Consider the following 913-nt stretch of genomic DNA (forward strand, 5'->3'; position numbering starts at 1 on the left):
CCACGTCCTGCATCGTCGTGGGCAGGGCGTTTTCCAGGATGTCCTTGAGCACACCGCGGCGGTCGCGCAGGCGCAGGTCGTTGAGCAGGGCCTTCATGATGGCCGCGTGGCCGGGGTAGCGGATGGTCTTGTAGTTGAGGTTGGTGACCTTGCTTTGAAGCGTCTCGCACAAGGTGCCCAAGCCGCCTGAAGTATTGAAGGCCTCGTAGGTCACGCCGTCGAGCGAAAACTCCTCGTGCTCGGCCAGCGGCGGCACCTCGCGCAGCACGCCTTCCACAATGGCTTCGCAGGGCTCGCAGTACTCGTTGATGACGCCGTCGGTGCTCCAGGTCAGGTTGTAGTTCAGCGCGTTCGACGGGTACTGGGGCAGGGCGCCCACGCGCATGCGCACGCTGTGCAGGCTGTCAAACCGCCGGCACAGGTCGGCCGCCACGATGGACACAAAGCCCGGCGCCAGGCCGCACTGCGGGATCAGCGCCGAGCGCGCGGTGGCGGCCAGTTCACGTACGCGCCGCGTGCTGGCCACGTCTTCGGTCAGATCCAGGTAGTGCACACCGGCTGCCACGGCAGCTTCGGCAATGGACGTGGTGAGATGAAACGGCGCCGCACTGAGCACCGCAAACTGCCCTTCAAGCTCCGCGCGCAGGGCGACAGGGTCGGTGACGTCCAGCACTTTTAATTGAACCCCGGCGCTGGCCTTCATGCCTGCCAGTGCGGCCTGTGATGCATCCACCACCGTGACCGCATAGTCCTGGCTGGCGCCCAGCAGGGCGGCAATGGTTGAGCCGATTTTGCCTGCGCCTACCACCATGATTTTTTTCATATCAGCTCCTTTGGGGGCCCCTCCAAGCGAGGGGCGTTGAGTGATTGTGGAACGCAGTACCGGCGGTTGGTAGTATCAATTTATACAAAT

The 913-nt window shown here is 63.5% G+C and carries 1 protein-coding gene; it reads right to left on the reverse strand.

Annotated elements, in window-relative coordinates; all coding sequences use genetic code 11:
- Positions 1-823: saccharopine dehydrogenase family protein (locus tag AC1D1X_RS24520; protein WP_477699516.1), on the reverse strand; the 823-nt coding region annotated here is incomplete at its 3' end.
- Between the last annotated feature and the right edge of the window lie 90 nt (positions 824-913).

The sequence above is a fragment of the Polaromonas sp. P1_G4 genome, from assembly GCF_056405475.1.